General features: G+C 59.1%; 24 protein-coding genes. 16 read left to right on the top strand and 8 right to left on the bottom strand.

Annotated features, from left to right (window positions below; translation table 11 throughout):
• Nucleotides 1–30 precede the first annotated feature (30 nt).
• From ACGK9W_RS14705 to gntR, 4 genes are read left to right on the top strand one after another with little or no spacing between them, the layout of a single operon-like run.
• Nucleotides 31–633, top strand: coding sequence for a TRAP transporter small permease subunit (locus ACGK9W_RS14705; RefSeq protein ID WP_273068917.1), 603 nt, complete (start codon nucleotides 31–33; stop codon nucleotides 631–633).
• Nucleotides 626–1,942 carry a TRAP transporter large permease subunit gene (locus ACGK9W_RS14700; RefSeq protein ID WP_286802782.1) on the top strand — a complete coding sequence of 439 codons (1,317 nt, stop codon included), beginning with the start codon at nucleotides 626–628 and terminating at the stop codon, nucleotides 1,940–1,942. Before ACGK9W_RS14705 ends, ACGK9W_RS14700 begins: the two co-directional genes overlap by 8 nt.
• Before the next feature lies 1 nt (nucleotide 1,943).
• A complete protein-coding gene (locus ACGK9W_RS14695) occupies nucleotides 1,944–2,462 on the top strand; it encodes a gluconokinase (RefSeq protein ID WP_405417294.1) in 519 nt (172 codons plus the stop codon).
• Nucleotides 2,463–3,461, top strand: coding sequence for a gluconate operon transcriptional repressor GntR (gntR, locus tag ACGK9W_RS14690; protein ID WP_405417292.1), 999 nt, complete (start codon nucleotides 2,463–2,465; stop codon nucleotides 3,459–3,461).
• A 7-nt stretch (nucleotides 3,462–3,468) separates the two neighbouring features.
• On the opposite strand, the gene yihA is transcribed toward gntR, so the two are convergent.
• Nucleotides 3,469–4,092 (bottom strand): ribosome biogenesis GTP-binding protein YihA/YsxC, encoded by a 624-nt coding sequence (gene yihA, locus ACGK9W_RS14685; protein ID WP_053113174.1) that lies wholly within the window; start codon nucleotides 4,090–4,092, stop codon nucleotides 3,469–3,471.
• Nucleotides 4,093–4,268: 176 nt separating this feature from the next.
• Between yihA and ACGK9W_RS14680 the strand changes: the two genes are divergently transcribed.
• The 3 genes from ACGK9W_RS14680 to ACGK9W_RS14670 all read left to right on the top strand — a co-directional run bounded on the left by ACGK9W_RS14680 (nucleotide 4,269) and on the right by ACGK9W_RS14670 (nucleotide 6,576).
• Nucleotides 4,269–4,877 carry a cytochrome c gene (locus ACGK9W_RS14680; RefSeq protein WP_053113173.1) on the top strand — a complete coding sequence of 203 codons (609 nt, stop codon included), beginning with the start codon at nucleotides 4,269–4,271 and terminating at the stop codon, nucleotides 4,875–4,877.
• 143 nt (nucleotides 4,878–5,020) lie between these two features.
• A complete protein-coding gene (locus tag ACGK9W_RS14675) occupies nucleotides 5,021–5,656 on the top strand; it encodes a thiol:disulfide interchange protein DsbA/DsbL (RefSeq protein WP_008173469.1) in 636 nt (211 codons plus the stop codon).
• Nucleotides 5,657–5,715: 59 nt separating this feature from the next.
• Complete coding sequence (locus ACGK9W_RS14670; RefSeq protein WP_053113172.1) at nucleotides 5,716–6,576, top strand: endonuclease/exonuclease/phosphatase family protein; 861 nt, start codon at nucleotides 5,716–5,718, stop codon at nucleotides 6,574–6,576.
• A gap of 64 nt (nucleotides 6,577–6,640) precedes the next feature.
• On the opposite strand, the gene rpmG is transcribed toward ACGK9W_RS14670, so the two are convergent.
• The 3 genes from rpmG to radC form a co-directional block, all read right to left on the bottom strand.
• Complete coding sequence (rpmG, locus tag ACGK9W_RS14665; RefSeq protein ID WP_008173465.1) at nucleotides 6,641–6,796, bottom strand: 50S ribosomal protein L33; 156 nt, start codon at nucleotides 6,794–6,796, stop codon at nucleotides 6,641–6,643.
• Between the two features lie 11 nt (nucleotides 6,797–6,807).
• Complete coding sequence (rpmB, locus tag ACGK9W_RS14660; protein ID WP_008173462.1) at nucleotides 6,808–7,044, bottom strand: 50S ribosomal protein L28; 237 nt, start codon at nucleotides 7,042–7,044, stop codon at nucleotides 6,808–6,810.
• 229 nt (nucleotides 7,045–7,273) lie between these two features.
• Entirely contained in the window at nucleotides 7,274–7,948 is a 675-nt protein-coding gene (gene radC / locus ACGK9W_RS14655) for a DNA repair protein RadC (protein ID WP_405417287.1), read from the bottom strand.
• A gap of 186 nt (nucleotides 7,949–8,134) precedes the next feature.
• On the opposite strand from radC, the gene coaBC reads away from it, so the two are divergent.
• From coaBC to argA, 7 genes are all read left to right on the top strand, one after another.
• The gene (coaBC, locus tag ACGK9W_RS14650) at nucleotides 8,135–9,334 is read left to right on the top strand and encodes a bifunctional phosphopantothenoylcysteine decarboxylase/phosphopantothenate--cysteine ligase CoaBC (protein WP_405417285.1); all 1,200 of its coding nucleotides are present in this window, start codon (nucleotides 8,135–8,137) and stop codon (nucleotides 9,332–9,334) included.
• A gap of 42 nt (nucleotides 9,335–9,376) precedes the next feature.
• Nucleotides 9,377–9,838 carry a dUTP diphosphatase gene (dut, locus tag ACGK9W_RS14645; RefSeq protein WP_008173456.1) on the top strand — a complete coding sequence of 154 codons (462 nt, stop codon included), beginning with the start codon at nucleotides 9,377–9,379 and terminating at the stop codon, nucleotides 9,836–9,838.
• Nucleotides 9,839–9,933: 95 nt separating this feature from the next.
• The gene (locus tag ACGK9W_RS14640; RefSeq protein ID WP_053113170.1) at nucleotides 9,934–12,576 is read left to right on the top strand and encodes a phosphomannomutase/phosphoglucomutase; all 2,643 of its coding nucleotides are present in this window, start codon (nucleotides 9,934–9,936) and stop codon (nucleotides 12,574–12,576) included.
• Between the two features lie 57 nt (nucleotides 12,577–12,633).
• Nucleotides 12,634–13,530 (top strand): acetylglutamate kinase, encoded by an 897-nt coding sequence (gene argB / locus ACGK9W_RS14635; RefSeq protein ID WP_008173452.1) that lies wholly within the window; start codon nucleotides 12,634–12,636, stop codon nucleotides 13,528–13,530.
• Between the two features lie 24 nt (nucleotides 13,531–13,554).
• Nucleotides 13,555–14,805, top strand: coding sequence for an acetylornithine deacetylase (locus ACGK9W_RS14630; protein ID WP_405417282.1), 1,251 nt, complete (start codon nucleotides 13,555–13,557; stop codon nucleotides 14,803–14,805).
• A 26-nt stretch (nucleotides 14,806–14,831) separates the two neighbouring features.
• Nucleotides 14,832–16,001 carry an acetylornithine deacetylase gene (gene argE / locus ACGK9W_RS14625; protein ID WP_405417280.1) on the top strand — a complete coding sequence of 390 codons (1,170 nt, stop codon included), beginning with the start codon at nucleotides 14,832–14,834 and terminating at the stop codon, nucleotides 15,999–16,001.
• A gap of 205 nt (nucleotides 16,002–16,206) precedes the next feature.
• Nucleotides 16,207–17,514 (top strand): amino-acid N-acetyltransferase, encoded by a 1,308-nt coding sequence (argA, locus tag ACGK9W_RS14620; RefSeq protein WP_008173448.1) that lies wholly within the window; start codon nucleotides 16,207–16,209, stop codon nucleotides 17,512–17,514.
• Here argA and ACGK9W_RS14615 read toward each other — a convergent pair.
• Nucleotides 17,488–18,558, bottom strand: coding sequence for an aminopeptidase (locus ACGK9W_RS14615; protein ID WP_039881999.1), 1,071 nt, complete (start codon nucleotides 18,556–18,558; stop codon nucleotides 17,488–17,490). The two genes, argA and ACGK9W_RS14615, sit on opposite strands and share 27 nt — an antisense overlap.
• A gap of 171 nt (nucleotides 18,559–18,729) precedes the next feature.
• On the opposite strand from ACGK9W_RS14615, the gene ACGK9W_RS14610 reads away from it, so the two are divergent.
• The gene (locus ACGK9W_RS14610; RefSeq protein WP_008173443.1) at nucleotides 18,730–22,491 is read left to right on the top strand and encodes a DUF1631 family protein; all 3,762 of its coding nucleotides are present in this window, start codon (nucleotides 18,730–18,732) and stop codon (nucleotides 22,489–22,491) included.
• A gap of 18 nt (nucleotides 22,492–22,509) precedes the next feature.
• Complete coding sequence (locus tag ACGK9W_RS14605) at nucleotides 22,510–23,376, top strand: phosphoribulokinase (protein WP_008173441.1); 867 nt, start codon at nucleotides 22,510–22,512, stop codon at nucleotides 23,374–23,376.
• Nucleotides 23,377–23,381: 5 nt separating this feature from the next.
• Here ACGK9W_RS14605 and ACGK9W_RS14600 read toward each other — a convergent pair whose 3' ends face one another.
• The 3 genes from ACGK9W_RS14600 to ACGK9W_RS14590 form a co-directional block, all read right to left on the bottom strand.
• On the bottom strand, nucleotides 23,382–24,230 hold the full coding sequence (locus ACGK9W_RS14600; RefSeq protein ID WP_008173439.1) for a pirin family protein: 849 nt from the start codon (nucleotides 24,228–24,230) through the stop codon (nucleotides 23,382–23,384).
• 135 nt (nucleotides 24,231–24,365) lie between these two features.
• A complete protein-coding gene (speD, locus tag ACGK9W_RS14595) occupies nucleotides 24,366–25,160 on the bottom strand; it encodes an adenosylmethionine decarboxylase (protein WP_008173437.1) in 795 nt (264 codons plus the stop codon).
• A 247-nt stretch (nucleotides 25,161–25,407) separates the two neighbouring features.
• Nucleotides 25,408–25,830, bottom strand: coding sequence for an OsmC family protein (locus tag ACGK9W_RS14590; RefSeq protein ID WP_008173433.1), 423 nt, complete (start codon nucleotides 25,828–25,830; stop codon nucleotides 25,408–25,410).
• Between the last annotated feature and the right edge of the window lie 109 nt (nucleotides 25,831–25,939).

The following is a 25,939-nucleotide window of genomic DNA, read 5'->3' as shown; positions in this document are numbered from 1 at the left end:
GCAGGGCCTGCCCGGTGCGCGGAGTTCATTATGTCTGCTGCAAACCTTTCCTCCGGCCCGGAGCGCACTCCGGGCCAGGGTGATCTGCTGCCCGAATCCGACGAGGATATCGGCTTTACCCGCCTTGACCGCGCCATTGTCTGGCTGGGGAAAAAGCTGAGCCTGGTATTCGCGTTGATCGTCCTGGTGTCTTTCTACGAGATTGTCCGCCGATATGTGTTCGGTTCGCCGACGCTCTGGGTGCATGAAACGGTGACCTTCGCCGGTGCCACCCTGTTCGTGCTGGGTGGGCTCTATGCCCTGGCCACCGATCGCCACGTGCGTATTGTGCTGATCTACGACGCCGTGTCCCCGGCCGTCCAGCGTTGGCTGCGGGTGGTTCACCATCTGTTCGGGCTGGCGTTCTGTTCGATGCTGCTCTATGCCAGCTGGTTCATGGCCAGGGGCGCCGTCTGGGCCCCCTGGGGCGGCTGGCGCCTGGAGACCTCCGGGTCGGCCTGGAATCCGCCGTTTCCCGCCTTTCTCAAGGTGATCATTCTGGTGGCGATTGCTGTCATGACCCTCCAGTTTGTCCTGCACCTGATTCGTGATCTGCGTGGTCCGGCGCCGGCAGGGGAGAAAGACAATGTTTGAGCTGGCTTCCCTCGGAATTGGCTACGGCAGCCTGCTGATGCTGGTGATGCTGATCGTACTGTTGCTGACCGGCATGCAGCTGGCCTTTGCCACCGGCCTGGTGGCCCTGGTCTTTGCCCTGGGCTGGTTTGGCCCTGACGCGCTGCCGATTGTCAGCAGTCGTCTTTACAGCTTTATAGGCAACTACGTTTTCCTGGCGGTGCCGATGTTCGTGTTGATGGCATCGCTACTGGATCATTCCGGCATTGCCCGGGACCTGTTTGATGCTATGGCCCGTTTTGGCCGCAAGCTGCGCGGTGGTGTTGCCCTCCAGACCCTGGTGGTGGCGGTGATCCTTGCTTCCATGTCGGGGGTGATCGGTGGCGAAACCGTTTTGCTCGGTATTCTGGCACTGCCGCAGATGCTGCGTCTGGGTTACGATCGCAAGCTGGCCATTGGCACCACCTGTGCCGGTGGTGCGCTGGGCACCATGTTGCCGCCGAGCATTGTCCTGATCATTTATGGCCTGACCGCAAACGTCTCCATTGGTGATCTGTTCAAGGGCGCGTTCCTGCCCGCGCTGATCCTGGCGCTGCTCTACATGGGCTACGTGCTGGTCAGGGTCTGGCTGAAGCCGGAGATGGCCCCCATCCCCTCCGACCAGGATCAGCCGGAAACCCCGGCGCCGAACTTCTTCAAGGCCCTGCTGTTCCCGATTCTGTCGGTGGTGGTCGTGTTGGGCAGCATCTATGGCGGTGTGGCGTCGGTCACCGAAGCTTCGGCCCTGGGTGTGCTGGGCATTGCCATCAGTACCTGGATCCGGGGCGAACTGTCTCTGGCCATGGTGCGCAAAGCCACAATCAGTACGCTGAGGGTGTGTGGCATGATCATCTGGATCGGCATCGGCGCCACCGCTCTTGTGGGCGTCTATAACCTGATGGGCGGTATCGAGTTTGTCCGCGAGATGGTTTTTGCAGTCAGTGGCGGCGATGGGCTAACCACCATCCTGTTCATGATGTTTATTCTACTGATTCTGGGCATGTTCCTGGACTGGGTCGGGGTGGCTCTGCTGACCATGCCGATTTTCGTGCCCATTGTCACGGAGCTGGGCTACAGCCCGATCTGGTTCGGTGTGGTGTTCTGCATGAATATGCAGGTATCCTTCCTGTCACCGCCCTTTGGCCCGGCCGCGTTCTATCTGAAAACAGTAACTCCCAAGGATATCACCCTCGGCGAGATTTTCCGGTCCTTGTTGCCGTTTATTGCCCTGCAGATTGTTGCGCTTGCCCTGTTGATAGCATTCCCACAACTGGCCTTGTGGTGGCAGTGATATGAGCGTTCGTAAAATTATCGTCATGGGCGTGTCCGGGTGTGGCAAAAGCCTGATTGGTGCCCGGCTGGCGAAACGTCTTCAGGTACCGTTTTTCGACGCCGACGACTTTCACAGCCCGGCCAACGTGGCCAAAATGGCCAGCGGTGTGCCGCTGACCGATGCCGATCGCAGCGGTTGGCTGGATGATCTGGCAGGGCTGGTCAAGTGTGAGCACGGCGGACTGGTGCTGGCATGTTCCGCCCTCAAGCGGGCTTACCGCGACCGGCTGAGGGCGGGAAATCCGTCACTGCAGTTTGTCTATCTGAAGGGCGACATGGAAACCATCTGGTCTCGGCATTCCAGTCGGGAAGATCACTACTTCAATGGTCGTTCCATGCTCGAAAGTCAGTTTCGCACGCTGGAGGAGCCGGAACCAGGGGAAGGGGCCATTGTCGTGGACGTCTGCGAGCCGCCCGACCGGATTGTTGAGCGCTGCCTGGCAGTGCTGAGTACACCCGACCGGAGGCGGAAAAACTGAATGGTTAAAAAGAAGCGCCCAACACTGCAGGATATTGCCGATAGGGTCGGTGCTACGAAAATGACCGTGAGCCGTTGCCTGCGGGGCGGCAATAATGTGTCTGAACACATGCGTGAGCGGATTTTCGCCGATGCCGAGGCGCTGGGTTACATCCCGAACAGGGCGCCGGATCTGCTTTCCAAATCCACCAGCCACGCAATCGGTGTGCTGCTGCCATCGCTGACCAACCAGGTCTTCGCCGATGTCATCAAGGGGATCGAATCAGTCACTGAACCGGCGGGCTATCACCTGATGCTGGCCCACTACGGTTACAGCCGCGAGGTGGAAGAGCGCAGTCTGGCCTCGCTACTGTCCTACAACGTTGATGGCGTGATTCTGTCGGAAAGCCAGCACACCGACCGCACCCTGCGAATGCTGGGAACAGCAGGCGTGCCCACGGTGGAAATCATGGACACCCACACGACGCCCTTCGAGCAGGCGGTGGGCTTTGACAATGTGCTTGCGGCCTATGATATGGTGCGGGAGATGATTCGCCGTGGTCGCCGCCATGTGGTGTACCTGGCGGTTCGGCTGGATGCCCGCACGTTGCAGCGACAGGAAGGTTACACCCGCGCCATGGAGGAGCAGGGGGTGATTCCCGTTACCCTGCGCAGTGAACAGCGCTCATCATTCAGTGTCGGCGCCACATTGCTGCAACGCATACTCATCGAAGAACCGGACACTGACGCGATCTTCTGCACCAACGACGACGTGGCTATAGGCGCGTTTTTCGAGTGCCAGCGGCAGGGTATCGAGGTGCCGGGCCAGATGGCGATAGCAGGCTTCCACGGCCACGATGTTGGTCAGGTCATGGTGCCGACGCTGGCCAGCGTCATTACGCCACGTGAGCAGGTGGGCCAAAGGGCGGCTGAGGCCCTGATCGCTCGCCTGTCCGGCGCGGACATGGGCGAACAGGTGATTGACCTCGGTTACCGGATAGAATGCGGTGGCACCCTTTAATTCCTTGTTACTCCGCTTCCAGCCACTCGATCAAGGCCTCCCGGCATTCGTCCACGCCCCGTTTTGACGTTGCAGAGAACATGATCAGATGTTCGACGCAGGAATACGATTTCAGGTTCTTGGCAATGCCCAGCATGGCGGTCTTGGCCTGGCCGTATTTCAATTTGTCGGCTTTGGTGGCCAGAATCATCAGCGGCAGGTTGTTATGTTCGCACCATTCCACCATCATTTGGTCGAAATCGGTCAGTGGGTGGCGAATGTCCATCACCAGAACCAGGCCGCGTAAACAGCGCCGGTCATTCAGATAGTGGCCCAGGTGCTTTTGCCAATCGTCTTTCATGTCCCGGGATACTTTGGCATAGCCGTATCCGGGCAGGTCGACCATTCGGCAGTTCTCGCGGTTCAGAGAGAAGAAGTTGATCAGTCGGGTGCGCCCCGGAGTTTTACTGGTTCGCGCCAGCTTGCCGTTGGCGGTGATCGCGTTCAGTGCGCTGGACTTTCCGGCATTGGATCGGCCGGCGAAGGCAACTTCCGCTCCGAAATCGGGCGGACACTCGTCCAGACGGGAGGCGCTGATGAGGAATCGGGCGCTGTTAAATGAGAGGCTTTTTTGAGTCAGATCAGGGTCCACAGCGGTTGGCTTTCCTTTGGATTTCAGTTATCAGGGATTAATGTATAATGCTACACCAATTCCGGGCGGCGCGCTGTGCGCGACCGCTGTCAGCCCCGGTTTTGAGCCTGACTGGTCAGTGCCTGCCGGCTGCGTAGCGAAGAATACCCTTAAAAGATGAGAGAAGCGGAGCGAGCATGAAAAAACTGATCGCAGGAGTAGTTCTCGGTGTTGGCCTCACAGCGATGGCGCACGGGGCGGGAGATCCTCAAGCAGGCGAACAGAACGCAGCGGTATGTGCTGGTTGTCACGGTCAAGGCGGTGCCAAGCCGGTGATGGGCGTATACCCGAAGTTGTCTGGCCTTGGTGAGAAGTACCTGTATCGCCAGTTGGTGTTGATCAAGGATAAAGAGCGGAATATCGCGGAAATGACCGGTATTCTGGATAACATGGACGATCAGGATTTGCAGGATCTGGCGGCTTATTTCAACTCCAAAGACATGGTTGTTGGCCAGGCCGATCCGGATCTGGTTGATCAGGGTGCTGCCCTGTACCGTGGCGGCAACATGGCAACGGGTGTCCCAGCTTGCGCCGGCTGCCATAGCCCTCAAGGTGTTGGCAACGAGCCGGCCGGCTACCCGGCGCTCGGTGGCCAGAACGCAGAGTACCTGGTCAAGCAGTTGCAAGCCTATCGCGATGGTGAGCGGGACAGCGGCGTGAACGCATCGATCATGATGGACGTGGCCTCTAAGCTGACCGATGCCGAGATCGAAGCGGTCTCCAGCTACATTTCCGGCCTGAACTAAGCCGCCGGTCTGCAGCTAGAAACCCCGCCTGGTGCGGGGTTTTTTGCTGCCTTTCTTTTCTGTAACTGCCGACCTGTGGAACTTTTCAGGTACGCTGGGTCATAATCCTCCCAAAACGATATTCAGATAACCGGAGATTTTTCATGTTTCGATCCTTCAGAACGGCTTTCCTGCTCCTGTTGGCGCTGTCTGTTTCTGGCCTGGCCAGTGCTGCAGAGTGGAAAGAAGGGACCCATTACAATCGGTTGGATAACCCGGTAAGAACCGAAAGCGATTCCGGTGTCGAGGTAGCGGAAGTCTTCTGGTATGGCTGCCCCCATTGTTACAACTTCAAACCTCTGATTGAGGAGTGGGCGGCCAGTGCTCCTGATTACGTCAATTACGTGAAGATCCCTGCGGCACTGGGCAGAAACTGGGAACCCCACGCCTACGCTTTTTATGCGCTTGAGGCCATGGGGGAGCTGGACAAGGTGCACGATGCCCTGTTCGAGGCGCTTGCCGGTGAGCGTCGACCGCTGAATACCCCTGAAGCCCTGGCCGACTTTGTTGCGGATTACGGTGTAGATCCGGATGAGTTTGTCAGCACTTACAAAAGCTTTGGCGTGAATGCCCGTATGCAGAAAGCTCAATCGAAAATCCGTGGCGCGCGGATTACCGGAACGCCGACTATGCTGGTTAATGGCAAGTACACTGTCAGTGCATCCATGGCCGGCAGCCATGAGGCCGTTCTCGACGTGGTGGACTACCTTGTCGCCAAAGAGCGTGGCGAGGTGGAATAACCCCCGTTACGGATTCCGGCCCCATTGCAAAGACCAGCCGGCCGGTTGAGGCCGCCACTATGTACAAGCATATCCGAAAGCAGTTGAATGGCATCCTGAGGCCGGCCGGCGGGCCCAGGGGTGCCTGTTCCGGGACCGAGCATGTGCCGGAGTTCGAACCGAAACGGCACATCCGCCTGCTCACCTTCAATATTCAGGTGGGAATCAACACCTCGTCCTACCGTCATTACCTCACACGAAGCTGGCAGCACATACTGCCTCACCGTAACCGTATCGAAAATCTGGATCGGATTGCCTCCCTGCTGCGCGGGTACGACGTGGTGGCTTTGCAGGAGTGCGATGGGGGCAGTCTGCGCAGCGGCTATATCAACCAGGTGCAATATCTGGCCGAAGCGGCCGGCATTCCCTACTGGTACCAGCAATTGAACCGGAATCTCGGTCAGATCGCCCAGCACAGCAATGGCCTGCTGAGCCGGTATCGGCCCCTTGACGTTACCGAACACAAGTTGCCGGGCCTGATTCCGGGCCGGGGCGCCATCATCGCCCGATACGGAACCGAGCATGATCCACTGGTGCTGGTGCTGATGCACCTTTCCCTCAGCAAGACGGCCCAGCAACGTCAGTTGGGCTACATCCGGGAGCTGATTGCCGACTACCGGCATGTGGTTCTGATGGGGGATATGAACGCCCATGCCGAACAGCTACTGACCCAGACGCCCCTCAGGGAAACCGATCTGGTACCGCTACCGGATACCGCCCATAGCTTCCCCAGCTGGCGGCCGGAGAAGGCTTTGGATCATATCCTGGTAAGTCCTTCACTCGAGATTCGCCGGTCCGAGGTGGTGAGTTATCCGATGTCGGATCACCTGCCCATCGCCATGGATGTGGCGTTGCCGGAGGGCTACCTGGAGAAGTTCTGAATAGCATCAAGTCAAAAAAAAGCCCGGCGCATTGGCCGGGCCTTTTTGGATGCCGGATCAGGAATTACTTGATCTTGGCTTCCTTGTACGCAACGTGCTTGCGGACAACCGGGTCGTACTTTTTGATCTCGATTTTTTCCGGAGTGTTACGCTTGTTCTTCTTGGTCGTGTAGAAGTGACCAGTACCTGCTGATGAAACCAGCTTGATTTTTTCGCGCATGATGCGGCTCCTTAAAATTTCTCGCCGCGGGCACGAAGATCGGCCAGCACAGCGTCAATGCCTTTTTTGTCGATGATGCGCATGCCCTTGGTGGATACGCGCAGCTTCACGAAACGCTTCTCGGACTCAACCCAGAAACGATGGTTCTGCAGATTCGGCAGAAAACGACGACGAGTGTGGTTCATCGCGTGGGAAACGTTGTTACCGGATACCGGACGCTTACCGGTAACCTGACAAACTCTGGACATACTTGCCTCCGACCTGAGCAATGGTCTCAATAATACGAATTCGTTTTTTAATGCGTCTCTGGTTGCTAAGGAGCCATTACGCCCCCATTCGCGCCTCTAAACTGAACGCTGCTCGCCAGACGCCGCCAGAAAGGGACGCTTTTATACCAGAACTCGCCCCCCAACGCAAAAAATTGTTGGGAATTTGGCCAGTTTTCCGGCATTGCCGTGCAAGGTTAACCATCGGGCTTTACAGCAGACCCCGTTCAGCGAGAGATACTACCTCACCATGGCCAACAACCATATGGTCAAGAACCCTGATATCCACCAGTCCGAGGGCCTCTTTCAAGCGGCGGGTCAGGGAAATGTCGGCCTGGCTCGGTTCGGCGACGCCGGAGGGGTGGTTGTGAGCGAAAATCACCGCAGCTGCATTATCCTCCAGAGCCTGTCGCACCACTTCCCGCGGATAGACGGCCGCGCCATCGATGGTGCCCCGGAACAACTCACGGTATTGGATGACGCGATGGCGATTGTCCAGAAACAGGCCTGCGAAAACCTCGTGCGGGTAGGTGCCGAGCCGACTGGTAAGAAAGCGGCGGGTATCTTCGGGAGAGCGCAGGGGATCACCCTGGCGCAATGGTTCATCCATGACCCGCCGGGCCATTTCCATGGCCGCCTGAACCTGGGCATATTTTGCCGTTCCCAGGCCTTTGACGTTACAGAACTGGCGTTGGGAGGCGGTCAGCAGCCCCCGAAGTCCTGAAAATTCCTCAATCAGGTAACGTGCCAGGGCCATAACCGGCATGCCAGTGGTACCGGTGCGTAGAAATATGGCGAGCAGTTCGGCGTCGGAAAGGGTCTGCGCCCCGTGGGCGAGCAGACGTTCCCTCGGACGCTCGTCCGTGGGCCAGGTGGAGTCGGTCATTTTGGCTTCCTTGCGTTGGTTGTGTCCTGCTCGGGCGCTTCCTGCGCCGCGACGGGCCTCTCAGGGTTACAAAGGTTACTTTAAAAAGTAACAATCGGTAAACGTATGCATGCCCCGCCGGGCTGTCGCCCCGGCCAGAGCATGCTATCTTATAAGCCTTTCATTTTGTGTGGAAACGGAGCCCCTATGGCCGCCAGAAGAATCCTCCTGGGAGTAACCGGTGGTATCGCTGCCTATAAAAGTGCCGAGCTGGTTCGCCAGTTAAAGAAAGCGGGCCATGAGGTGAGGGTTGTTATGACCCGCGGGGCGGAAGCGTTCGTGGCACCACTGACCTTTCAGGCCCTCAGTGGCGAGCCCGTGAGGACGTCCTTGCTGGACCCTGAGGCGGAAGCTGGTATGGGGCATATTGAACTGGCCAAGTGGGCTGATCAGTTGGTCGTTGCGCCGGCGTCGGCCGATTTTATCGCCCGCCTTGCCCAGGGGATGGCCGACGATCTGTTAACCACCGTTTGTTGTGCAACCGAGGCGCCCATTGCCGTGGTGCCTGCGATGAATCAGGCAATGTGGAGCAATGGCCGTACCCAGAGAAATATCCGGCTGCTTGAAGAGGATCCCCAGATCGAATTATGGGGGCCGGCTCAGGGAGCGCAGGCCTGTGGTGATACCGGGCCAGGGAGAATGTTGGAGCCGGAGGACATTGTTGCGCTTGTCGATCACGGTCGCACAGGCGTGCTCGCTGGCAAGACGGTCGTGATTACTGCAGGCCCGACCCGAGAGCCTATCGACCCGGTGCGCTATATAAGCAATCACAGCTCCGGGAAAATGGGTTATGCCCTGGCCAGCGAGGCGCAGAAGGCAGGTGCCCGGGTGATTCTGGTCAGTGGTCCGGTAGCGCTTTCCGCGCCTAACGGTGTCGAGGTTCGTCCGGTGTTAACGGCCGAGGACATGTTGCAGGAAGCCTCAAACGCCGTGGATGAGGGCTGTGACCTGTTTATTGCGACAGCTGCGGTCGCCGATTACCGTCCGGAAACCTGTGCCGGAGACAAGATCAAGAAGTCCAGTGACGCCATGGCGCTCTCGCTGGTGCGCAATCCCGACACCCTGGCTACCATAGCCGGCCGCGACGATGCGCCTTTTAGCGTAGGTTTCGCGGCCGAAACCACCGATGTGGCGAGCTACGCCACCGACAAAATGCAACGCAAGAAGCTGAACATGATCGTGGCCAACGACGTTTCTGCGCCGGGTCTGGGTTTCAACAGCGACAACAATGCGGTAACCGTGTTCTGGTCGGGTGGCCAGACGTCAATCGGGCCGGACAGTAAAGCGAACATTGCCCGTGAGCTGGTGGCAATGATAAGTGAACATCTTGGTCAGGCCGCCCGCTGACTCAGCGAAGCGCACCCGGAACTACAATCGACAGGACCCCTCATGAGCAGGAAAAATCTTCAGGTACGTATTCTGGATGATCGCATTGGCAGCCAGATTCCCTTTCCCGAGTATGCCACCGAAGGCTCCGCAGGCCTTGATCTTCGGGCCTGTCTGGACGAGCCGCTGACCCTCGAGCCGGGCGATACCCAACTGATCAGGACAGGGTTGTCGATCCACATTGCCGATCCATCGCTGGCGGCCATGATCCTGCCCCGAAGCGGGCTCGGCCACAAGCACGGTATAGTGCTTGGCAACCTGGTGGGCTTGATTGATTCGGATTACCAGGGCGAGTTAATGGTGTCCTGCTGGAACCGGGGGCGCACCAGCTTTACCGTGGATGTGGGGGAGCGTCTGGCACAGTTGGTGCTGGTACCCGTTGTGCAGGCTGATTTTGAGGTGGTTTCGGAATTCGACGCCAGCGCCCGCGGTGAAGGCGGCTTTGGCTCCACCGGCACAAGGTGACCGGGAAGCCGGCCACGCAGAACATTGTGCCGGCGTCTATACTTTGCGGATAACTGCTTGTCCAGGACGATAAAATTACAACTGCAGGATGGACTATGAAGCTGGGTAAAAAGAAAGATGCCGACGCGTCCGTTGATGAAAAGCCGGCGAAGAAGGCGGTGAAGAAGGAAAAAACCAGTTCTTCGGGACCCAAACTGAAGAGACTCAATTCCGTGGCGGTGAGCCAGTCGCTGGTCGTGGTCCTTGCGGGGGTGATTGCCGTTGCCTTGCTTCATTTTCTGGTGGTTCAGCCGTCTGCAAAGGAACGCTTCGAGTCATTGAAAGTTCTGGAAGCGGATGCCGCCGCCCTTCGACTGAACCAGTATTTTGACCAGGTCCAGAAAAGCGTCAATGGTCTGGCGACGCAGCCCCATGTCGTTCAGGCCCTGAGCAGCCGGAACGAGATTCCGGCGACCGAGGTGCAGCTGGCGGATTCACTGCCCGGCATCGAGGCGGTGCATCTGTTTCCCTACCGTGACATTCCACGCACCTCCAGCAGTGAGGGCCTGCTGGGCTTCTCCGGGCTTGAGCTGGCCCGGCGCGCTGAAACCGGCCAGCGACTGTTTCCCGACGCGTTTCCACGGGATAACCGGTGGTTTGTCCAGATGGCAGCCCCGGTTCGCAATCCGACCAGCAATGCGGTCATCGGCAGCCTGCTGATTATCTTCGACTCCGGCCAGATCCAGCCGTTGCTGCAAGTGGTCAACTCCAGCCTCGGTGGTCAGCTCGCGCTGGTGCAGACCGTGTCCGGTTCATCCCGCACCGTGGTCAGTAACGGCAGCGGCTCCGGAAACGCGGAATCCCGCCGGCTTTCCAATCCGGACTGGACCGTAGCCTACACCCCTGCAAAATCGTCCGCAGCGCCGGTTGATACGGTAATGATCGCGCTTCTGGTCGGCGTGCCCGCGTTGATCGCTGCCATCATCGTCTGGGTACTGCTGGGCGGGGCCCAGAAGGGCTTGCGTCAGGATGTGACGGCCCTGATCCAGTGGGCGCACAAGGTGTTCGGCGGAGAGCGGGTAAAGCTGCCGACCTTCCGTTGGGATATGGTCGCCTCAACCGGTGAGGTGCTCTACCGTTTGTCACAGGTGGTTGATAAACGGGTCGCCAAGGCTGTAGAAACCGCCAAACCCAGGCCGGCCGGTTCCGGAAAGTCTGGCGGTGGTGCCGCCAAGGGCGGCGATGAGCCTTTGTTCCAGGACAAGGACATGCCCGATATCGACATGCTTGATGGCGATGAGGACGTTCTGGGCTTCGGCAGCGGCGATGATACCGTCTTTGGTTCCGGCGACACTCCGGACGTGGAAGAGGTGGCCCTGCCTCAAGTGGAGCTTTCCCAGGATATTTTCCGGGCCTATGACATTCGGGGTATTGTCGGCGAAACCCTGACCGCCGAGGGCGTTGAAGTCATCGGTCGGGCCATCGGTTCGGAGGCCCGGGAGCGCGGTGTCGACAGCCTTTGCATTGGTTATGACGGCCGCCATTCCAGCCCGGATTTGGCCGATGCCCTGGCACGCGGTGTCATGGCAGCCGGGTGCAACGTTATTCACGTGGGTGCCGTGCCCACACCGGTCCTCTATTTTGCCACCCACGAACTCCAGACTGGCTCTGGCGTTATGGTGACCGGCAGTCACAACCCGGCCAACTATAACGGCCTGAAAATCATGTTGGGTGGCGAAACCCTTTCAGGTGAGGCCATCCAGAAACTGTATCAGCGCATCCAGACCGGAGATTTTGCCAGCGGTCGGGGCAGCCAGAGCACCGAGGATGTGCGCCGTGCTTACCTGGACAGGATTGTTGGCGATATTGCGGTAGCGGCACCGCTCAAGGTGGTCGTCGATGCCGGCAATGGCATTGCCGGGGAGCTGGCACCCATGCTGATCGAGGAGCTGGGCTGCGAAGTGATTCCGCTCTACTGCGAGGTGGACGGTGACTTCCCGAATCACCATCCCGACCCAGGTAAGCCAGCGAATCTGGCGGATCTGATTGCCCGGGTTGAATCGGAAGGGGCCGATATCGGTTTGGCCTTCGACGGCGATGGTGACCGTCTCGGTGTAGTAACCAATTCCGGCAAGATTATCTGGCCGGACCGGCTGATGATGCTGTTCGCCCGGGATGTGGTTTCACGTAATCCGGGGGCTGATGTCCTTTACGATGTGAAGTGCAGCCGCAGGCTGGCCGGGGTGATTTCAGAAGCCGGGGGCCGACCGATCATGTGGAAAACCGGTCATTCCCTGATGAAGGCAAAAATGAAAGAGACTGGCGCTTTGCTGGCCGGGGAAATGAGTGGTCATATTTTCTTTGGCGAGCGCTGGTACGGGTTTGATGACGGTCTGTATTCTGCGGCCCGCCTGCTGGAAATTCTGGGCATTGAGGATCGTCACAGCGATGAAGTTTTCGAGGATTTCCCGGATGACATCAGTACGCCAGAGCTGAATGTCGAAGTGACGGAAAGTTCCAAGTTCGACATTATCAAACGCCTCGGCGAGTCCGGGGATTTCGGTGACGGCAATATCAGCACCATCGACGGCATCCGGGTGGACTACGCCGACGGCTGGGGGCTGTGCCGGGCATCAAACACCACGCCGGTGCTGGTCTTACGCTTTGAAGCGGAGACCGACGAGGCGCTGGAGCGTATCAAGTCTGTGTTCCGTGACCAGCTGCAGAAGGCAGCGCCGGATCTGGTGGCGGATTTCTGATTCGCAGTCACCGAGTTTCACAGGCAAGTTTCAATACAGGATCAACAAGGCAAAAACATGGCGCTGGATCGTGAAACAGCAATGCAGGTAGCTTCGGTACTTAGCCGGGGCCTGCCTTATATTCAGAGATTTACCGGCAAGACCGTGGTCATCAAGTACGGCGGTAACGCCATGGAAAACGAAGACCTGAAGAGCAGTTTTGCCCGCGATGTGGTGCTGATGAAACTTGTAGGCATCAACCCGATCGTTGTCCATGGCGGTGGCCCGCAGATCGGCGAGCTGCTGGAGCGTTTGAACATCCAGTCCCGATTCGTCAACGGCATGCGGGTAACCGATTCCGAAACCATGGATGTGGTGGAGATGGTGCTTGGTGGTCAGGTGAACAAGGAAATCGTGTCCCTGATTAATTCTCACGGTGGCATGGCCGTTGGGCTCACGGGGAAAGACGCCAATCTGATACGAGCCCGCAAGCTGGAGGTGGTCGACCGCTCTCCCGAACTGGAACGCCCGGAGATTATCGACATCGGCCATGTCGGCGAGGTCGCCAGTGTCAACGTGGATGTGATTGAGATGCTTACCCGCAGCAACCTGATTCCCGTGATTGCACCGATTGGCGTGGGACCGGATGGCGCCTCCTACAACATCAATGCGGATCTGGTGGCGGGTAAGGTGGCCGAGGCCATGAAGGCCGAGAAGCTGATGCTGCTGACCAACGTCTCCGGTCTCAAGAGCAAGGAAGACAAGGTGCTTACCGGGCTAACGGCCAAGCAGGTCAATGATCTCATTGAGGACGGCACCATTCATGGTGGCATGCTCCCCAAGATCCGTTGTGCACTGAGTGCCGTCGAAAACGGCGTGCGCACGTCCCATATTATCGACGGCAGGGTCGCTCATGCGTGTCTGTTGGAGATCTTCACTGATGAGGGTGTCGGCACCCTGATTTCCCGTAACTGACGGCACCCGACAAGGAGTCTCCGGATGAAGCGCCTGCTTGCGACGCTGGTAATACTGGTTCTGGTCGGCTTTGCCGCATTCAAGGCGGGGGTCTGGTGGCTGGCGGATCAGCGCATGGCCGAGGCGAGACAGGCGCTGGAGCCCCACGGTGTTCTGCACAGGGGCAGCATCAGTTCCGGCGTCGAGGGCCGGTTGGTTCTCAACGACGCCAGCTGGCAGGATTTCGAGCTCACCCAGCCTATGGACATGGCGAGGGTGGAGCTTGATACCGGCTCACCCGTCAGCTTGCTCTCTGTCCTGTTCGACCCGGCTGGCATGCCGGAACAATGGACCTTGCGACTCGACGGCCTTGGCCTGACCCTCGACCCGACCATGCTTCGTAACTGGGTCACCGCAGAAGGCGCCAACAGCGAGGGCGATCCGGCCTTGTTTGCTCTTTCCTGCGCGCCAGATCCGCGCCAACAGCTGGGTAGCGGTGACCTGATCCGCATGGGCATCACAGCTCTCGCCGGAGATGGCTTCGTGCGACAGACTCCGGGCAATCTTCATGCTGAGCTGAATACCGTCAGCACCGGCAGTCTGGAGCTGGACTGGCGTGATGCCCGAATCCGGATCCAGGATGCCGAGCTGACCGTTTCCGGTGGCGCCGAGCCGATGACGCTGACCTTGCGTGATGGTGGCCTGATGCGTCGCATCGCCGCCTATTGCGCCCGCGAAGCCGGTATCGAAACCGGAGAATGGGCCGGGCGCGCAGTGCAGGCGCTGTCTGCCGGGCTTGAGGCCCGGGGCCTGGCCGCCAGTGACCAGCTGAAAGCGTTGTACCGGCAGTGGTTGCTGGAGGGCGGTGAGCTCACGGTAAATGTGCAGCCGGCTCAGCCACTGCTCGGGGTGCCCGTGAGAACGGCTGAAAACGAGGGTGCGGGCATGAGCTGGCCGGTTCGTTACAACGGTGCAGGCGTGCCGGACGTCTATCTGGCCGAGGCCGAGCCGGTTGTTCAGGAAACACCGGACGTGGCCGTCGAGCCGGTGGTGCCTCGTGAGGATCCTGAGATCGAAACCTGGTATCCGGCGAGTCTTGAAACCGCTGAACAATGGATTGACCGGCAGGTTCGTGTAACCCTCTCAAATGACAATGTTGTTGAGGGTCGTCTGGTGAGCGTCAGCGAACGCGAGCTGGAAGTGGCCCGGGTTATCGCTGGCGGTGAAGTCGCCTACCCGATGTTGATCCGGGCGATTACCAACTTTGAGGTTTGGCGGCGTGGCCGTGCACAATGATTCCAGTGGGAATCTGAGAGGAAACTATGTCGCAGTCCGATAGCAAATCCGCAGTGGTGCCGGGCATTCGTGACATGCTTGCCCGCCTGATATCTCTGCCTTCCATCAGCAGCGCGTCGGCAAAATGGGATCATAGTAACGAGCCCGTGGTGCGAACCCTGGCGGAGTGGCTCGAAGCCCTCGGGTTTGCCGTGGAAATTCTGGAAGTGCCCGGCATGCCCGGAAAATTCAACCTGATCGGAACCCTGGGCAGTGGCCCAGGTGGCCTTGTCTTGTCCGGCCATACCGATACGGTGCCCTTTGATGACAAACGTTGGCAGAGCGATCCCTTTACCCTGACCGAGCGGGACAATCGCTGGTACGGGCTGGGTACCTGCGACATGAAAGGCTTTTTCCCGCTGGCCATTGAAGCAGCAAGGGCCTTTGTGGACGAAAATCTCAAACAGCCCCTGATCATACTGGCCACCGCCGACGAAGAGAGCTCCATGGACGGCGCCCGGGCCCTGGCCGAAGCTGGCAAGCCCAAGGCCCGCTACGCGGTCATCGGCGAGCCAACCAGCCTGAAACCGGTGCGCATGCACAAGGGCATCATGATGGAGCGCCTGAAATTCGAGGGCCAGTCCGGTCATTCCTCCAACCCGGCCCTCGGCCGCAACGCCATGGAAGGGATGCACGAAGCGCTCACCGAGTTGCTGGCACTCCGGTCAGGCTGGCAGGAAAAGTACCGGAACCCGAACTTCGAGGTACAGTTTCCAACCCTGAACCTTGGCTGCATCCACGGTGGTGACAATCCAAACCGTATCTGTGCCCAGTGTGAGCTGCACTTTGATCTGCGCCCCTTGCCGGGCATGAACATGGAAACCCTGCGCCAGGCCATCCTGAGCAAGGTTCAGCCGATCGCGGACCGCCGGGAACTGTCCCTGGAATTCGAGCCGCTCTTTGACGGGGTTCCGCCCTTCGAAACTCCGGCCGATGCCGCTCTGGTCAAAGCCTGCGAGAAACTGACTGGCCATACCGCTCATGCCGTTGCCTTCGCCACGGAAGCGCCCTGGCTCCAGAAGCTCGGCCTGGAAACCCTGGTCATGGGGCCCGGATCTATCGATCAGGCGCACCAGCCCGATGAATTTATCGAGCTGTCCCAGCTTGATCCAACCGTTCAAGTACTGCGAGGGCTGATCCGACAGTTCTGTCTCTGAGTGTGGCGCAGGCACTTCCGACGCCTGCGGAGAGTCCTGGCGGGGAGGGTGTGCCAAAACCGTGGAGCGCCAGGGATGGCGCGACCGAGCCCTACAGGGACGTATTTACGGGCGTGTTTTGGCACACCCTCCTCGACAGGACTCGGCAAACTCCTCAAGATAAAGTACCTGCCTTTAGAAGATAACGAGAGACCAGGAGAAAGGTTTGAAATCAAACGACTGGCTGCATGGATTCCGCCATTCATCCCCTTACATCAACGCCCATCGCGGGCGGACGGTGGTATTGACCATTCCGGGGGATGCGATTGAACACGGGAATTTCATCAACATCATCCATGACATCGCGCTGCTGAGCAGTCTTGGTGTGCGGCTGGTCGTTGCCTTTGGAGCCCGCCCGCAAATCCAGACGCGGCTGGATGCTGCAGGAATCGAATCGTCGTTTTCAAAAGGTTTGCGGATTACGCCGCAAGAGCACCTCAGCATGGTGATGGAGGCCGTCGGTGGCCTGCGTGCCTACCTGGAGAGCCACCTTTCCATGGGTTTGGTGAATTCGCCGATGCATAATGCCCGTATCCGGGTGAGTGGCGGCAACTATGTGGCTGCCAAGCCCGTGGGTGTGCTCGACGGTATTGATTTTGGCCATACCGGCAAGGTGCGCCGGGTGGATGTGGCCGGGATCGAGAAACTGCTGGAGCTTGGTCACATTGTCCTGTTGCCGCCCATGGGCTATTCGCCCACCGGGGATGCCTTCAACCTCTCCTACGAGGATGTTGGCAGCCAGGTGGCAGCGGCACTGCAGGCCGAGAAGCTGATGGTGTTTATTGATGATCCCGGGTTACAGGAAGAGGACGGTACTTTGATCCGGGAGCTGTCGGCGCGCCAGGCGTCCGATCGTCTGGCGGCCGGTGCGGTGACCGGTCACGATGCCGACTTGCTGCGAGCTGCCTGTGATGCCTGTGTGAAGGGTGTGCGTCGCGCCCACATCATCAGCTATGTGGATGACGGCGCCCTGCTGAAGGAGCTCTTCACGCGGGATGGCGCCGGCACGTTGGTCAGTGGTGATCACTACGAGCAGTTCCGCCAGGCCCGGGTCGAGGACATCGGCGGGATTCTGGAACTGATCCAGCCGCTGGAAGAGCAGGGCATTCTGGTTCGCCGCTCCCGGGAGATGCTGGAAACCGAGATTGACCGCTTTGTTGTGGCGGAGCGCGACGGCACTATCGTGGGCTGTGCCGCTCTGTACAGCTACCCTGAAGAGGGTGCCGGCGAGTTGTCCTGCTTCGCGGTAGACCCGACCTATCGCCGGGCCGGGCGGGGCGATGAGATTCTGGCAATGGTGGAGAAGCTGGCCAGGGGGCAGGGTATCCAGAAGCTGTTCGTGCTCACCACCCAGACGGAGCACTGGTTCCGGGAGCGGGGCTTCCAGCCTTCGACAGTGCAGGCCCTGCCCGGGCCGAAGCTGGCTGCCTATAACACCCAGCGGAACTCAAAGGTGTTCTTCAAACCGCTCTGACAGGGCGGCCAGATGTTCAGTCCTCTGGGGTTCCGGTTGCTCTGACAGCGTCTTGACGGCCTTGTAAAAGTCCGCAAAGTCGTAGCCTGCATTCCGAAGCATCTGACGGAACGCCGGTACGTGCTGGTTGTACTGACGAAACAGCGCCAGGTTGGCATTGTTCAGGCTGACTGGTACCGGTCCGAACGGGCCCGGTTCGGACCACTCTGCGGAAAGTTCCTGATAGGCAAGAGCCAGCTCTTGGTAAATGGCCGCCTTGCGATTCCGCAGTTGCTGGTCTGGCAAGACGTCCTGCTGAGCATAAAGAACGTCCAGCCGGGCACTGAAGTCTTCGACCAGGGAGAGCGTCTGGTTTCGGCGAGCCAGGCGGTCCAGTGCCTCCTCGAACTGGCCGGGTTTGCCCTGGTCCGATAGCCAGAGCCTGAGCCCTTCCAGCTCCACCGCGGTGGCAAAGCTTTCGTTAAATGCCGTGTCATCGGCGATGTAGACCACCCGGTGTGCCAGCTCATGGAACATCAGGGCGACCATGCGATCCTCCGCCAGTCGGGTAAAGCCGGTGTGCAGGGGGTCATCGAACCAGCCGAGGGTGGAATAGGCCGTCACGCCGCCGATAAACGTGTCGAAGCCCTTGTTGCGAAACTGCGACTCCTCGGCACGCGCATCCGCCAGGCTGTAGTATCCCCGGTAGGCCTGACAGCCGAGCACCGGATAGCACCAGCGGTGCGGTTCCAGGGAGAACTCCGGCACAGCCACCAGGTTCACCACTACCCAGGGTCTGTCGAGATCCACGTAGTCGCTGAAGGCTTCTCCCACCGGCAGGGCCAGTCGTTGACCGGCGAATTCCCGGGCCTGTTGCGCTACCGTGAGTTTTCCCCGAAGGTCCACCGGCGTTGAGGTGTCGGAGAGAATGTCGTCGACCGGTTCCGCCGACATCATCAGGGAGAGATGGCCACTGACAGCCTGCGAATAGTAGCCAATGGTCGAACAGCCGTTAAGCATTGTTACCAGTAGCAAAAGTAGATAGATCTGACTAAGCTGTTTCATGGGTCAGGATGTTATAGTGGATTGGTTTGCCTGTGGGGGCCAGGCCGCTATAGTACAATCATGATCTCTATAGTAGCAGCCGGTGGCATCCGCCATCGTTTCAGGGACGTGAGCCGGTACCGGGCGCTGTGTTCGGTGATCGTTCCGGCTTTGCGAGATATCAGGTAGTTCATGGATCCGAGAGAACGTCGTAGCAGCCCCCGCCAACCAATCAAGCTTGCCGCCCAGATTGATCTGGGAACCGGTGAAGCCTGGCCGTGTCAGATCGCCGATTTCTGTGCGGAGGGTCTGTTCGTCCGCTATTCGGGTGAAACCTCGAAGAAGCTGGATCGGGCGTTTGCTTCCGGCATACCCCCAGAACTGGTGATACGTTTTCGGGGTCTGGATGGTGCGCGCCGCCACGAGCTTCATGTCAGTATTGTCCGTCGCATCGATGGCGCCATGGGGGTCAATTTCAGCAGGCCCAACCCGGTAGCCGTGGATGCCATGCTGCAGCAATGCGGGGGCTCCCGAAGTCAGGATCGCTCCTCGCTCCGCGCGCCCAGTGACCGCGTACAGTTTGTCCTGCACCAGTCCGCCAAGGCGGTGACCCAGTTTATCGAGCCGTTGATGGACGCCTGTTTCGTGCAAATGGTGGAGGGTCTCAAACTGGCGGCCCAGAGAGCGGTAAATGATCAGCAGGCCAATGAATACATGGATGCTTCGGGCCAGATTCAGGCCCGGCAACGGGTCATCTGGCATCAGATGGCTCGCAGCCTGGAATCACCACTTAAGCCCGCCCCCAAGGGGTTTCCGGGGTCCGAGCTGTCCGTGGTCGACAAGGGCGAATTCGAGGACTGGTTGACGATCCGGGTGATGGTGACCAAGGCGGATACCCAGTATCGGGGCGATCTGCTGCAGCTCAAGCTTCGCCTGGACAAACTTGGCATCGCGAACGCCACGGGACACCACAATCCCCTCGGGCCCTCCCTGGTCTGCGAAGCCTTCCATAATGGCCTCAGCCAGCTCAAGGCGACCCGGGAGGTGGAGAAAGTCTGTCTGCGGGTCTTTGAGCAGACCGTGTTGCAACAGCTGGGACCTCTTTACAAAGAACTCAACGATATTCTGATTCGTCACGGTGTTCTGCCGGACCTGGATCTCAGCAAGTATCTGAGCGAGCAGGCCGGGGCAAAGCCGGAGACACAACAAGAGCCCGCGGAGCCCGAGCCGGTTGCCGCGGAGAGTGCTGCTGCAGAGTCAAAGCCGAAGGCGGGTGCCGAAGACGCCGGACAGCCCCAGTCTCGTCGCAGAGCCGGCATGCTGGGGGGCGAGTTTCGGGGTTATGCCCAGGCGGCCCAGACTGCGTTCGCCACGGTGCGTAACCTGCTGAATACCCTGAGCGCGAGCCGTGTGGCCCGGGGCGATCCGGAGCCTTTGCCGTTCCAGCCCAATGCCAGGCCTCTGTCGTCCGGAGAATTCCAGCGAGAACTCCAGCAGCTGCAATCTCAGCCCGTGGATACTGGCGAGGAGCTGGCTCCCCTGAAGGAGCGGGTGGTAGAGAAAGTAAAGGCAAGCGGTGATAACCGGCTGGATGAAGAACAGCAGGAAACGGTCGATGTGGTCGACCGGTTTTTCAAATCGGTGGTGGAAAGCCCGAAGCTCAGCGAGTATGCCCAGCAGCGCATGCGGCAGCTGGAAGTGCCCGTTCTCAAAGTTGTCATGAGGGACCCTGCGTTCTTTGACGATCAGGATAGCCCGGTACGCGGGGTGATGAACCGTCTGGCCCAGCTAGGGGTAAAGGGCGGGCGCATCAATCCGGTGGTTCAGCGTCGCGTGGATGAGCTGGTAGAGCGCATTACAACGGACTTCGAGCAGGACACCGGGGTATTCGAGCAAACGGTCCAGGAACTGGACACCCTGATTGATCGCCAGAATCTTGTCTATCGCCGGAATGTCGAGCGAGTGACAGCGGCCGCAGAGGGGGCCCAGAAGGTAGCCGAGTCAAAAAAGGCTGTGGCCGATGTTCTGGACAACAAACTGGGTGGGCGCAAGGTGCCAAAGGCGGTAATCAGCCTGTTGGATGGTGGCTGGCGGGATCTGCTTTCGCTGACCTGGATCCGGCAGGGGCCTGACAGCCAGCTGTGGCATGATTACCTGGCCGTTATCGATTCGCTCCTATCCTTCGCTGATGATCCGAACAGCTCCATTAATCTGCCCGAGCTGCTGCGGGTAATCCAGGATGGTCTGGCCTCTATTTCCAGCAACCACATGCCTTCTTCGCAAATCCGGGACGAGCTCAAGCAGTTCCTGGTTCGCAGTCCGCAAAAAAGCCCCGAACTGGTTGAAGTGCCAGTGGCAAAACCGGAGCAACCGGATGCCAGAAAACTGTCCGACCGGGAGCAACGAAGTCTTCAGCGCTGGATCAACCGGGCGCAGAAATTGCGAACCGGCGACTGGCTTCGCGACCAGGAAAAACCGGACGAACCCCAGTACATTCGTCTGGTCTGGGTGGCCCGCGGTTTCAGCCGCTTTGTCTTTGTGAATCACCAGGGCATGCGAGTGGTGGAATTGGAGCTGGAGTCCCTGGCCCGGCAGATGCGAAAAGGCATCATCGTGCCTGATAGCCAGTATGAACGCCCGCTGGTGGACGAGAGTATCGATCGCATGGTCCGCAAGGTCTATGACCAGTTGTCCTGGGCCTCCACCCATGATGAATTGACCGGCCTTCTCGGGCGTCGCGAATTCGAGCGCATGCTCGATCAGCAGTTGGCCCGTCGGGAGGATGAGCGCTCCCTCGTGCGCCTGGATCTCCGCAGGTTCCGCCTGCTGAACGACACCGCCGGCTACCAGGCCGGTGATGAGACCCTGAAGCGGGTTGCCGATATCCTGCGCAGCCACGTCGGTGACGGTATGCCCGTGGCCAGACTTGCGGGCAATGAGTTTGCCATGCTGGTGCCGTCCGAGAGTGCCAGCGACGCGGCAAGAGATCTCATCCGGGCAGTGGAGGCCGCCGAGTTCAGTTTTGGTGGTCGCGACTACCGGCTCTCAGCCAGCGCCGGTGTGGTCCCCACGTTGCCGGCCCTGGTCAGTGCTGAACGCTGGTTACGGGCGTCGGAGCAGGCGCTTGCCGCGTCTCGCCAGCAGGGCCACGGGAAGGTTTCGGAGTATGCCCTGGACGCCGATGACCAGGCCCGTCAGGAGCAGATTGCCGCCAAGGTTGCCAGCCTCAGCGACCTGAATGAGGAGCGCATGCTGCTGCGTTGCCAGAAGATCATCCCTCTGCATGCGAAGTCCTCCATGGCTGCGCAGTATGAGGTGCTGATCAGCATGTACGATGACGAGGGCAACCTCATTACCGGTCGGGACTTCGTGCGCATGGCCGAGCGTTATGACCGTATGCAGGCCGTGGATCGCTGGGTTGTTGGTCACATGCTGGACTGGCTCAGGGAACAGGCGCCGGACCCGAGGCATTTCGGCGGCGTCTGCATCAACCTGTCCGGCTATTCCATGAATGACCAGTCGCTGCTGGAGTTCATCTACGAAAAGCTGAGTGAGAAAGATGCGCCTATCGAGCGGCTGTGGTTCGAGATTACCGAGGCCTCGGCGATTAACGACGTCCAGTCAGTGGCAGACTTCATCATTGAGATGAAAGAACTTGGCTGCCGGTTCTGTCTCGGCAACTTTGGCAGTGGCCCCAGTTCGTTCGAGTTCATGCGTTCGTTACCGGTAGACCTGATTAAGATCGACAGCGCCTTTACCGGCCAGCTGTCGACCAGCGAGACTGACCGGGCAATGGTGCGCTCAATGGTGGATATGGCCCACTACATGAACCGGGAAGTGATTGCCTCCCAGGTTGAATCCCGGGACGTTCTGGACATGCTCCGACAGCTGGGTGTGGACTACGCTCAGGGCTTCGTGGTTGAAAAACCCCGTCTGCTCGACAGCCTAACCTGATTCCGGCAACCTGCCTCTATGTCAAAACGTCATCCCATCATCGCGGTTACCGGTTCGTCCGGAGCGGGCACCACGACCACCGGCCAGATTTTCAGCCGGATGTTTGCCAGTGAGGGGCTGAACGCCGCAATGGTCAGCGGTGACAGTTTCCATCGCTACAACCGTGAACAGATGGCCAGGCTTGCGGCCAAGGGCCAGTTCGGTGAGCGCAACCACTTTGCGCTGGCCGCCAATCACATCGACAAGCTGGAAGCACTGTTCTACGACTACGGCCACACCGGCAACGGTCGGTATCGTCAATACGTTCACGATGAGGATCGCAGGCTGGTTGAAGCCGGGCACAAGCCCGGCACCTTCACGCCCTGGGGGCCTTTGCCCGCCGATACCGATCTGCTGTTTTACGAGGGGCTTCATGGGGGTGTGGTCAGCGAAACCTGCAATATCGCCCAGTATGTGGACCTGCTGATCGGTGTGGTTCCGATTGTGAATCTTGAATGGATCCAGAAGATCCACCGGGACACGCACAAGCGGGGCTACAGCCAGGAGGCGGTGGTGGAAACTATCATCAACCGCATGGATGACTATGTGCACGACATCGTGCCCCAATTCTCGCACACCCACATCAATTTCCAGCGCATTCCCCTGGTCGATACTTCCAACCCCTTTGTCGTCCGGGAAGTTCCCACTGAGGACGAAAGCATGCTGGTGATCCGGTTCCGGGATCAGTCAGAGGTGGACTTTCCCTATCTGCTGCAGGTGATTGCAGGCAGCAGCCTGTCGAGACACGACACCCTGGTGGTTCCGGGCACAAAAATGCCGCTGGCCATGGACCTGATCGTACGGCCGATGGTGCAGCGGCTGATGGCAAGAAAGCCGTTTGCCTGAGGCCGTCAGGCCGTCAGGCGTCCATCCCGGTAATCCCGGAGCGTCTGTTCGATCTCTTCTCGGGTATTCATCACAAACGGACCATACTGGACCACCGGCTCGCCGATCGGTTTGCCGGCAATCAGCAGGAGTCGCGCTCCGGCTTGCCCCGCATGGAGTTCGATCTGGTCGCCGTCGTCGGAAAGAACGTTGGCGGCGCTTCGCTGCAGCGAGCTTTCCCCCAGGCTCGCGCTACCCTCGTAAAGATAGAGCATGGCGTTGTGGCCTTCCGGAAGGAGCAGTCTCAGGCTCCCATCGGATGCCAGGTGAATATCCGCGTAGATCGGCTGGGTGGTGCGATCGGGCATCGCCCCTGCATGGGCCTGGCCATCGATCTGTAATGAGCCGGCAATGAGCTTCAGTTTGCCACCGTCGAAGGCAAGCTCCGGAATCTCTTCCGGCTGGATGTCCCGGTAGCCGGCCTTCGTCATTTTTTCCGCCGCTGGCAGGTTCAGCCAGAGCTGAAAACCGCGCATCACGCCTTCTTCCTGCTGGGGCATCTCCGAATGGATGATGCCGCGACCGGCGGTCATCCATTGCACACCACCATTGCGCAGGTCGCCCCGGTTTCCGAGATGATCTTCATGCAGCATGTGCCCCTCGATCATATAGGTCACGGTTTCGAACCCCCGATGGGGGTGCGAGGGGAAGCCTGCGATATAGTCGGCGGCCTCGGCGGAACCAAACTCGTCCAGCATCAGGAACGGGTCAAGGCGAATGTTCTGTTGCTGGCCAATGGAACGCTTGATGCGCACGCCGGCACCGTCGGACGTTTCCAGGGCGGGTATGATCTGTTTCAGGGAGCGCAGGGTCATGATGTCCTCCTCTCGTTAGCTCTTGGCTCTATTTAAACGGGATGGGAGGAGAGAATAAAACGCAGAAATCTGGGGGGTGACATCAAAAAAACTGAAGGACCCGTGACGCCCCGGGCGGGGCGCCACAGGAGGCGATCATTCGACGTTGCGGGAATAGAAGATTTCCAGCATTTCCCGACGCAGACGGTCCTCGATGGACTGCGCTTCGGCGGGATCAAGATCACCGGCGTTCACCCCGAACACATAGTTATCGAGGTTGAAGTTCTTCAGCATCATCTTGGTGTGGAACAGGTTCTCCTGGTACACGTTCACATCGATCATCTGATACGCGTTCTGGGTATCTTCGGTCAGGTAGTTCTGGATCGAATTGATATCGTGATCAATGTAGTGCTTGGTGCCGTCCACATCACGGGTAAAGCCGCGAACCCGGTAGTCCACGGTAACGACATCAGAATCAAAGCTGTGGATCAGGTAGTTCAGCACTTTCAGCGGTGAGATCAGGCCACAGGTGGATACGTCGATGTCAGCGCGGAAGGTGCTCACGCCATCGTGGGGATGGCTTTCCGGGTAGGTGTGCACCGTGACGTGACTCTTGTCCAGGTGGGCCACGATGGTATCCGGCAGCGGTCCGGGAGACTCTTCGTTGTCGGGCTCTTCGCCATTGGTGAGCTCGTGCTCGGCGATCAGCATGGTGACAGATGCGCCATGGGGCTCGTAGTCCTGACGCGCGATGTTAAGAACGTTGGCGCCGATAATCTTGACGACGTCGGTCAGAATCTGGGTCAGGCGCTCGGCGTTGTACATCTCGTCGATGTAGTCGATATAGGCCTTGCGTTGTTCTTCGGTCTGCGCATAACAGATGTCGTAGATGTTAAAGCTCAGGGATTTGGTCAGGTTGTTGAAACCATGCAGCTGGAGTTTTGATTCCATGCTCAGCCCCTCCGGATCGTGGAGATGAATGACTGCAGAGCTGCATTGCTGAGCTCTGCCGAGGCCGCCACCGACTACTGACCGGGTTGTTCACCTTTTGCGCAGACCGGCGGAGAGGGTGCGTATTATGCACACCGCAAGTGACGTTGAATAGTATTCGCAATGACATTTTAGCATTCGTGATTTCCCCTGCATCCGGCCCGGGGAATCGGTCCATGAGCGGCCCTGGCGAGATTTCTCACACGTGTTATGACGCCTGGTGAACCTCGTAGCTGTGACTGATCTCGACGCCGGCCTTCTCAAGCATGATAGATGCGGAGCAGTACTTTTCTGCCGACAGGCCTACGGCCCGCTTGACCAGATTGTCTTTCAGGCTGTTTCCGGTTACTACGAAGTGCAGGTGAATGCGTGTAAACACCGCCGGAACCGCGTCGGCCCGCTCTGCTTCGAGCTCGGCGTGGCAAGCGGTCACGTCCTGGCGGCTTTTCTTCAGGATGCTCATGACGTCGAACGCCGAACAGCCTCCGAGCCCCATCAGCAGCATTTCCATGGGGCGCGGGCCCAGGTTCTCACCGCCGTGGTCTGGCGGGCCATCAAGCTGCACGCTGTGGCCACTGCCGCTGGTGGCTTTGAAACTGGCGTTGCCGGTCCAGTCTACGGTTGCTTTCATGGGACGACTCTCCGTTGTGATGACGCGGGACCAACTGGTGTGTTGGCCCCGATAAAGATGACCTGTGGCCGGATGCTAGCACAACCGGCTTCGCCAGGCAGGCCGATCT

Source organism: Marinobacter flavimaris (genome assembly GCF_045057155.1).
GTDB classification, from domain to species: Bacteria; Pseudomonadota; Gammaproteobacteria; order Pseudomonadales; family Oleiphilaceae; genus Marinobacter; species Marinobacter manganoxydans.
The sequence above is the reverse complement of the archived record's forward strand: the minus strand, read 5'-3'. Positions and strand labels throughout refer to the sequence as shown.